Below are 8,921 nucleotides of genomic sequence, written 5' to 3'. Positions count from 1 at the left end.
CCCCAGCCACCCGGCTGAACCAGCTGCTCACAGCGGCATGAACCCCAGCGTTGCCCCCACTACTTGACTTCGCCCCCGTCAGAAGGGGCGTGTCCTGCCAACTCACTGGCTATCTCATGGCGAAGGTAACTTCCGTGAAGCCGCCCGGCAGCACGACAACCTTGCCCGCGCGGGAAAGGCCCTCGGACTCAGGCACCACAACCGCCTGACCATTGGCGTCGAAAGCCTGCTGCACAAGTGTTGCCCCTGCGGGGATGTCCACAGCGAACTGCTGCTTCTTTTCAGCCGCACTCACGTACACGGTTGACTGGCCGGCCGAGCCGTCGACCGTCACGGAGGAGACAAGCGGTTGGACCAGCAGAGCATCAATCGAGGCGGCACCCCTGACCTGCGCTTCGACGAACCCGTCCTTCGGTTTCAGCCCTTTCTCCAGTGTGAACGGCTGCAGCAGGCCTGGAGCATCGGTGATGCCTTGCTCACCTGCGCCGCCGTTCGGTGTGATTCCGAGCGCTCGCTTGGCTGACCACGCCGTCTCACCGGACGGTTCAATGACGCGATTCACGATGGGGTAGACGTTTCGCTCTGCGCCCACGCCGGGTACAGGCACTCGAAGACTGGCTCCGTCATCGAGCTGCACGTACGCGCCGCCCGACCAGTTCGCCTCGCCGGTCCAGGCCGACGACGGCGTCACCACAGTTCCGCTGCCGGTTACCAATCCGGTCTCCGCTTCGACCACGGTCAACCCGTTGGTGGCTACGGTCTCATTTATGCCGAGTGCCTTGGCCTTCAGCTCGGAATTCGCGTCCAGCACGAGCATCGACAGTAACGCGTGAATGGTGGACTCCGCGCCGGAATTCCGGTTCACCGACCCGTCCGCCTGGATGCCGTCAATCGTCGTGCCGGTTGCCGGGTTGTAGGCGGGTTCACCGCTGCGGTTGGCACCGAAATACCAGCCGCCGACGACGGCCGCCAGTTCATGGAGTCCCTCGGCACCGGTCGCTTCGGCGGTGGACACTAGGCTCTGCAGCCGGGAGTCGACGCCGTAGGCGATCTGCACCTTCTCGGACGGCGTAGGGGTCCAGGCATTGTCCGGACCACCCGCTGCCAACAGTTGCGGCGTGAACCGCGCGGAATCCTTCACTGCGGCGTCAGCCAGATCCTCGCGTCCGAGCACCATGGACGCCTCAGCCACCGCGGCGGGTGCCATGCCGCCCCACGCGTGCCAGAACGTCTGGGACTTCGTCCAGGGCAGGATCGCACCGTATGGCCAGGCCCGGGTGTCCCCGGAGGACATCTCGGCGATTCCCTCGCTGAGCTGGGTCAGGGCGGTCCGGGCGACGTCGTCGGTCGGCTCAGATTCGACGTACGCGGACAGCCCAAGAACAGCTTCCGCCGAGGAGTCCGCGCCATATGCATTGAGCCAGGCGGGCACGCGCACACCGTCGGCCACTTCATACTCGCCGTAGCGGCCTAGCGACTGCCGGTTCATGGCTTCAAGCGAAAGGTGCAGCCGGTCCTGCAGGAACCGGGCAAACTCAGGGTCAGCCTCCTCGAACGCGGCGTAACCCTCGCCCAGCGCCCACACCGTCCGCGCCAGCCAGTACGATTCCGCTGAGTCGCTCGGATCCGGCAGCTCAATGGGGATGGCGCTTGGATTCAGCTCGCCGTCGGGCTGCTGCCACAGCACCACGTTGCCGGCGTTCGGACCGGTGGTCGTCTGCAGATAGGCCAGCGAGCGCAGCGTCTGGAAGGCATGTTCACGGCTTGTTTCGTCGCCGGTCTGCTGCCAGTGGCGCAGATAGACGATCGCAGCACGCGAAATATCGTCGGCGTTGTACGCTCCCTGGCTCCAGTGCCCCGTCTCGGGGTCCTCAGTTCCGCCGCCTACGCGGTCGTAGCTGCCGTCGTCGTTCCTGTCCGCGTACGTCCACGGCGCGAGCGCCGGCGCCTCGCCGCCGTAAGTGCTGTGCCCTTCGATTTCACGAACTGCAACCTCCTCCAGCAGGAAGTTCAGGTGCGCAAGGTTGGTGAGCGGCTGGTCGATACTCACTACTGCCGGCACAGCAGCCGGCACGACGACCGCGGGCGCCAGGCTCGGCGCGGGCGCCGCCTGTGCCGTCGCAAGAGACGTTCCGACGAACGCAAGTGCCACCCCTGCCACAACCATCGGTTTGGCAGTACACACCCCTTCAGCACGGCCTCTAGCGGCGTGTCCTGCGAACTCACCGCTCATGCTGAGGCACCCGTCCGGTCCAGGCGGGCAACGCCGATTTTTGAGTCCGCCATGCCGTAGAACACGAACAGCTGCCCGTCGATCTCCTCGATCGCGGTCGGGAAGACGACATTGGGGACGATGCCCGACTTCTCGTCCTCGGTCTCCGGCGCGAGGAGCGGTTCACTGCTTCGGGCGATGACCTTCGACGGGTCATCGGCGTCGAGGATCATTGCGGCGGCCGTGTAGTGGACCTTCTGCTGATGATCGAACGCCGACTTCTCGAGCGCCCCCGCCACCCCGTGGTGGATGAGCAGCCAGCCCTCTTCGACCCGGATGGGTGCCGGGCCTCCACCGATCTTGAGTTCCTCGAAGTCGAACTCGCTGAGTGCGATGAGCCGGTGCTTGCCCATGTGTACGAGGTTGCGCAGGTCCCGCTGCACTTCCTCGACCGGCACATAGGAGATCCAGATCCCCGGACGGTTGTCGGTGACTCCGGCGGGCAGGTGCTCGCCTTCGCCCTCACGGATCCAGCCGAGGTCCCACATGGGGCGGTGGAGCATGGCGTAGGAGGGGACGCCGTCGGGATCATTCACCGGTTCGGGGAAGAACACGGCGTCCTTGTTGGGGAAAAGGTTGAGGTCCATCGAGAGGGAGGCCTCGTACTCGAAGAAGCACGGGCCGAGCCGATCCCAGGTCCGCAAGTCCTCGGAATGAGCGAACGCCAGCCGGGGGCCCATGGGTCCGTAGGCGACATAGGTCATGAGGTGCTTCCCGAGCGAGGGCACCCAGGTGGTGCGCGGGTCCTCGGTGCCGGAGTTGTTTGTGCCGCGTTCCCAGCCCTCGTCGGGGCCGAGGACAACACCCATGCGTTCGACGCCGGTGGGAACCCCGTTCTCGATAATCACCTTGGCGAGTCCCACACGTGAGACGTTCCCGGTGGCTACGAGGCGTGGCAGGAGGTATAGCTCACCGTCGGGACCGCGCCCGCTCGCCGGGTTGAGTACGCCTTCGGCCTCGAAGTCGTTGCCCTCTTCCGGAGTCATGATGACGCCGGCACGGGTGAGCGTGTAGGGCACAGTCGGGAGGAGTGTTTTCTGCGAAGAAGTTTGGGAAGTCATAAGCCTTAGCCCTTTGCGCTAGATCCGATATTGGTCGAGATGAATTGGCGTTGGAAGAGAATGAACAGTCCGACGGCGGGAGCTGCCAGCACGCAGGCACCGGCAAGGATTGCGCCGAACGGGTTGGCTGCGGTTGCCGCAACATTGGAGATGTAATTGGCCAGCGACACGGCAAGCGGCTGGTAGGCCGCGTCCTTGGTGACCAGGAATGGCCAGAGGAATTCGTTCCAGGGCCCGATGAAGGTCAGCAGGATCGCGGTAACGATCGCCGGCCGCACCAACGGGATGGCGATCTGCGTGAGGATACGCATTTCACTGGCACCGTCGATACGCGCCGCCTCAAACAGCGAAGCCGGTAACTGCAGGAAGTACTGCCGGAACACGAATACCGCTGTTGAGTTGATTGCGAACGGGAGGGTCATCCCGAGGTACGAGTCCGCGAGTCCGTAGTCCCGGACAATCAGCACGTAGAGCGGGATGAGGAGCAGTTGGAACGGCACCATCTGGACCAGGAGCATCAGCGCGAACACCATGCCTCGGCCGCGGAAGTGCATCTGCGCAAGCGCGTAGCCAACGGGAATTCCGAAGATCACGGTGCACAGGATCACGCCGCCGGTGAAAATCCCGGAGTTGATCAGTCCACGGAACAGGTTGATCGACTCATTGATCAACACATAGTTCTGCCCGGTGATATTGCCGACGGTCGGGAAGGCACCGGTAATCGAGGTATCCGGCTCCGTCTGGAGTGAACCGATCAGCATGTAGTAGAAGGGAAACAGGAAGACGAAGGCGCCAAGTGCGAGCAGGATGAAGCTGAGCGGCTTGAGACCGCCCTTCCCCTTTTTCCTCCGTGACGTGCGCGGTGGGGGCGCTGGCGCGCCGGCTGGCGTCGTCGTCGTCGTTTTGGTCATAGTGTGCTGGAAGTCCTTGGCCATGTCAGTCCTCTTTCCCGCCGACGAGGCGTCGTTGGATGAGCGCGATCACGAGCACACCGAGCACCAGGATGACGCCGAGAGCCGCTGCCGTATCCGGGTTTCCCTGGAGGATTCCCTCCTGGTACATGAGGAAGACAGGCGATGTCGATGCGCCGTCCGGCCCTCCGCCGCCCGTGAGCAGATAGGGCTCGGTGAACAGGTTTGCGCCGGTAATGGTGGCCAGCAGCGTCACCAGGACGCTGGCGGAGCGCACGCCCGGAACCGTGATGCTGAAGAACTGCCGGATCTTGCCTGCACCGTCAACCGAAGCCGACTCGTAAAGCTCCTCCGGGATGTTCTGCAGTGCTGCTAGGTAGAGCAGGATGAAGAATCCCAGCTGCTTCCACGTCACATACAGCGCCACGGTCGGCATGGCGAGCGTGGAGTTGACCAACCAGGACGGATCCGGGGCCAGCGACCCGAGGAGGGAGTTGATCAACCCGTTCTGTGAGAACAGGAAGAGCCAGACGCCGACGACGGCGACACTCGCCGTTACGTACGGCACGTAATAGCTGACGCGGAAGAAGGTTCGCAACCGGGTCACCCTGTTTAGCGCATTGGCCAGTATCAGAGACAACGCCACGGTGAGTGGAACGTTGATGATGAGGAAGACGCCGATGTTGAGAAAGGAACGCCCAACGTCGGGATCGCTCAGCACCTGGATGTAGTTCTGCAACCCGACGAACGGACGCTCAACCGCAACGCCGGGAGCCGTGAAGAAGAAATCGTGGAATGAGATGTAGACGGCGTAGCCGAGTGGGTACGCGAGCACCGCGAGTATGAAGATGACGTACGGTGCGCTGAACGCCAGACCAAGCGGCTGCCGTCCCAGTAGCTTTGTGCGCCGGCGGGGAGCGGGATCCGGGGTGGGGCCCGGATCCCGCCGCTTGCCGACGGTGGAATCGGTGGTCACCGTCTACACCTTCTTACTCTGAGACCAGAGTGTTGATCTCTTCGGCAGCGCCGCTGAAGGCATCATCTATGGACTCGTTGCCGAAGATCACTGATGAGCCCCACGCATCACGGAAGGTCTGCCAGACCTCAACCGAGTTGGGGACGTTGGGCACCTCGACGGCCCTGCTCGCCTGGTCTGCGAACTCGACGTAGGCGGGGTTGGCCTCGAAGTAATCCGGGTACGAACCGGTCAGGTCCTGTCGGATGGGCATCTGGCCCGTAGCCTCGAGCAAGGCGCGGTCCTGATCCTCGCTGGTGGCGAACTTCATGACCTCCCAGGCGGTCTGCTTGTTGTCGCAGGCGGAATAGATGGCCATGTTCTTGGCGTCCGAGAAGGTGGACGTTTCCGCTCCCTCTTCAAGTCCCGGCACAGGGGCAGTGCCCCAGTTGACCTTGTCTCCGTAGACCGGAATGGCCCACGGACCGGAGATGGCAATCGCGGCCTTCTTGTCTACAAAGGAGTCACCGGTGTAGGCCTCCTGGGAGGAGAGGCCTTCCTCATACATGGTGCGCCACATCTCTGCGACGGCCGTGCCCTCCTCGGAATTGAAGGTTGCTTCGCCCTCCTCGACCAACTGAGTGCCGCCGGTTGCTGCTGCGTAGAACGGGTAGAAGTCGAACCAGGACTGGAAGAACTCACCCGCGGGTGAGGGCCACATGGCGTATTCAGCGGCGCCGGACTCCACAAGGGTCCGGGAGGTTTCCAGCAGCTCATCCTGCGTTCCAAGTGGCGGGTTCTCCGGGTCCAAACCCGCTTCGGTGAACATGTCCTTGTTGTAGTAGAGAACCACCGGATTCGACTTCCAAGGAAGCTGGTAATACTGCCCATCGGCGGACTTGTACTGCTCTGCCACCTCGCCGCTGCGGGACTCGATGTATTCGGCGCCGTCCTCGAAGGTATCCAGGGGAACCAGGCCGCCCATCTGCTGGAACTGGGGTACGGCGACCGGTGCCGTGTTCATGACGATGCAGGGAGCATTGCCTGCTGTGATGGCTGCGGCAATTACTTCCTCGGAACTGGTGCCCGCCGGGATCTCCTGCGCGGTGATCTCCTGATCGGGATTCGCTTCATTCCACGCTGCAACCATGTCCTCGCCCCAAGCGACTTCCTGCTGGTTGTTGGAATACCAGATGGTGATGGGGCCGCTGGTCAGTTCACCGGCGTCGGGGGTGCCGGTGTCACCTGAGCCTCCACAGGCTGCCAGGCCCAGACCCATCAGCGCGGTGGCCGTCAGAGCCAGCGTCCGTTTGGTAGTTGTTCGCCTCATTGCGTTCTCCTCGATTGATACTTCGGTTGTGATGTTAGTTTTAGGCGGGCGGTTCCGCTGTGGAACCGCGGACGATGAGCTGGGGTTCGGGAAGGATGATGTCCTGTCCGTCGTGTTTTCCCTCCAGCTGGTTGAGCAGCACCTGTGCAGCGGTACTGCCCCACAGCAGCGGATCACTGCCGATGCTGGTGAGCGCCGGGTTGAGGTACTGCGCATATTCGGTGTTGTCGTATCCGGTGATCGAGACATCGGCCGGCACCCGTAGTCCCTGCTGGTGCAGGTAGGACAGCCCGGCGGTTGCCATGATGTCGTTCGCGTACACGATCGCGGTGGGCTTCCGGTCCAGCTGCAGCAGCCGGGCGGTCGCTTCGGTTCCCTGCTGCGCACCAAAATCTGCCTCGATGAAAAGGTCAGGTTCCAGCCCATTCCGCTTGAGCGTATTGGCCCAGGCCGTTCTCCTGCTGAGCCCGTGGATATAGTGCTGCGTCCCGCCAACATGCGCAATCCGTGTGTGACCGAGGTCCACCAGATGCTGGACGGCACTGCTGATTCCCTCTGTGTCATCCATGCAGACCGCGGGAAAAGGCGAAGCGGCGGTTGGACGGTTGAGGGTGACGGCAGGCAGTCCCAGCTCGAGCAGCAGCGCTATCCGCGGGTCGTCCGTGCGAACGTCACTGAGGATGACGCCGTCTACCCTGCCCTCGTGGACCAGGCGGCGGTAACTCGCTTCCTCAGCCCCGTGCTTTGCGGCGACCGTGAGAACGAGCGAGTACCCGCGATCGGCCAGGGTGGTCTCGATGCCGGCGATGAAGGACGGGAAGAACGGGTCGGTGCCCAGCAACCGCGGATTGCGAGCCACAACCAGGCCCAGCGCATAAGCCTTGGAAGAGGACAGCGACCGGGCGCGCAGACTTGGGCGCCAGCCCAACTCCTTCGCGGCGCCGAGGATCCGCTGCCGGGTTTCCTCGCTGACACCGGCCTGGCCATTCAGCGCATAAGACACCGCACCCTTGCTCACTCCTGCGGCACGAGCGACATCGCTGATGGTTACCGCCATGGTGCCTCCTGGTGATGTCCCTCACTGAACCGGTTCAGTTCTTTCTACTTAACCGGTTCAGCTGGAGAGTGTCAAGAGGTAGCCGAGGCGGATACGGCGCCGCCATGCGAAAACTCGCAGGTTTCACCGATAGATGCTCGCGAAACCCGGTGTGGCGACGAGGACACGCCGATCAGCCCGTCCAGACCTGCACGTTTTCGTAGCGGCGCCGGACTGCACCGGTCTTCCAAGCGCCTTCACGTAGCATCACGCAGGTGGAATTCTTGGCGCAGTGGTGGGATCGGATCGTCGCGGGCTTCAGTAGGAGTCAGCCGCCGGAACTGACGCTGACCGAACTGCTGGTCATCCTGCTCGCCGCCGCCGCGCTTTCCATCCCCAACGCAACGTGGCGCTACTTCGGGCTGTTCAGCACGGTCGTCCACGAGCTTGGCCATGCCTTCGCTGCGCTGCTGACCGGAAGCCGCGTGACCGGAATCCGGCTCAACTTCGACCACTCCGGGCTCACCACGTCGCTCGGCCGTCCCGGCTGGCGCACAGCGTGGGCAACCTTCTGGGGGTACCCGGTTCCCGCCGTCGTCGGCGCTGTGCTGGTTTGGGCAGGTTTCGAGGGGTGGGCGCCTGCAGCGCTCTCAGTCGGGGCGCTGGTGCTGCTGGCCTCGCTGTTGTCCATCCGCAATGCCGGCGGGGTGCTGATCCTGCTCGGCGCGGTGGCGGTGTCCACGGCGCTGGTGGTTGCCGTTCCCGCTGAATTTTCCGGACACGTGGTCGTTGCTCTCGGAGTGGCGCTGTTGGTGGGCGCGGTCCGTGACCTCGGCAAAGTGATTGCAGTCCATGCACGACGACGGCGGGACCGCGCACAGTCCGACGCTTACCTTTTGTACCGCTCAACCGGAATTCCCAGCGCAGCGTGGCTCGTCCTGTTTGCCGCAGTCATCGCCGGATCACTCGCGTGGGCGTGGCTGGTCGTCAGCGGGACGGGAATCCTCGGGATCTGACGTCAAACGCAAAACTGTGGGTGGTAGCGGATACCTTCAACTGTGTCAGCTGTTCCGACCGTTTTGGAGTAAGTTCTTGTGATTCTCACCCTCCAAGTAGTACTACTCGTTGCCTATGTTTCAACGCTGTTTGTCTCTCTGATTTTCGGGGTCCAGGATCTCCAAATTCGCGTGCACCGCACTCTGCACCCGTCAAAGTTCACGCATCGGGAACGCCGAACAATGCAAATGCTGCGATTCAGTGAAGATTCGCCACTTCCGCGTCGGTCAAGTCCCGTGGAGTGGTGTAGCCGGTCTGTGGGTTTTCGAGGTTGTTGAGGGTTAGAAGTTGTGGTTCTCG

The 8,921-nt window shown here is 63.1% G+C and carries 7 protein-coding genes; 1 reads left to right on the top strand and 6 read right to left on the bottom strand.

Annotated elements, in window-relative coordinates:
• Window positions 1-109 precede the first annotated feature (109 nt).
• From Q0877_RS16900 to Q0877_RS16875, 6 genes are read right to left on the bottom strand one after another with little or no spacing between them, the layout of a single operon-like run.
• Window positions 110-2,233 carry a hypothetical protein gene (locus Q0877_RS16900; RefSeq protein ID WP_299170006.1) on the bottom strand — a complete coding sequence of 708 codons (2,124 nt, stop codon included), beginning with the start codon at window positions 2,231-2,233 and terminating at the stop codon, window positions 110-112.
• Window positions 2,230-3,333: a glycosidase gene (locus tag Q0877_RS16895; protein WP_299170005.1), complete on the bottom strand. Its 1,104-nt coding sequence runs from the start codon at window positions 3,331-3,333 to the stop codon at window positions 2,230-2,232. The genes Q0877_RS16900 and Q0877_RS16895 overlap by 4 nt, the downstream gene beginning before the upstream one ends.
• A 5-nt stretch (window positions 3,334-3,338) precedes the next feature.
• Window positions 3,339-4,268 (bottom strand): carbohydrate ABC transporter permease, encoded by a 930-nt coding sequence (locus Q0877_RS16890; protein ID WP_299170004.1) that lies wholly within the window; start codon window positions 4,266-4,268, stop codon window positions 3,339-3,341.
• Between the two features lies 1 nt (window position 4,269).
• Complete coding sequence (locus tag Q0877_RS16885) at window positions 4,270-5,220, bottom strand: carbohydrate ABC transporter permease (RefSeq protein ID WP_299170003.1); 951 nt, start codon at window positions 5,218-5,220, stop codon at window positions 4,270-4,272.
• Between the two features lie 13 nt (window positions 5,221-5,233).
• Window positions 5,234-6,529 carry an extracellular solute-binding protein gene (locus Q0877_RS16880; RefSeq protein WP_299170002.1) on the bottom strand — a complete coding sequence of 432 codons (1,296 nt, stop codon included), beginning with the start codon at window positions 6,527-6,529 and terminating at the stop codon, window positions 5,234-5,236.
• A gap of 40 nt (window positions 6,530-6,569) precedes the next feature.
• Window positions 6,570-7,586: a LacI family DNA-binding transcriptional regulator gene (locus Q0877_RS16875; RefSeq protein ID WP_299170000.1), complete on the bottom strand. Its 1,017-nt coding sequence runs from the start codon at window positions 7,584-7,586 to the stop codon at window positions 6,570-6,572.
• A gap of 254 nt (window positions 7,587-7,840) precedes the next feature.
• On the opposite strand from Q0877_RS16875, the gene Q0877_RS16870 reads away from it, so the two are divergent.
• The gene (locus Q0877_RS16870; protein WP_299169999.1) at window positions 7,841-8,581 is read left to right on the top strand and encodes a M50 family metallopeptidase; all 741 of its coding nucleotides are present in this window, start codon (window positions 7,841-7,843) and stop codon (window positions 8,579-8,581) included.
• Window positions 8,582-8,921 lie beyond the last annotated feature (340 nt).

Source organism: uncultured Arthrobacter sp. (assembly GCF_947495145.1).
In the GTDB taxonomy this organism is placed as follows: Bacteria; Actinomycetota; Actinomycetes; order Actinomycetales; family Micrococcaceae; genus Arthrobacter_D.
Note: the sequence above shows the minus strand (reverse complement) of the source record. Positions and strands in the feature narration are given on the sequence as shown.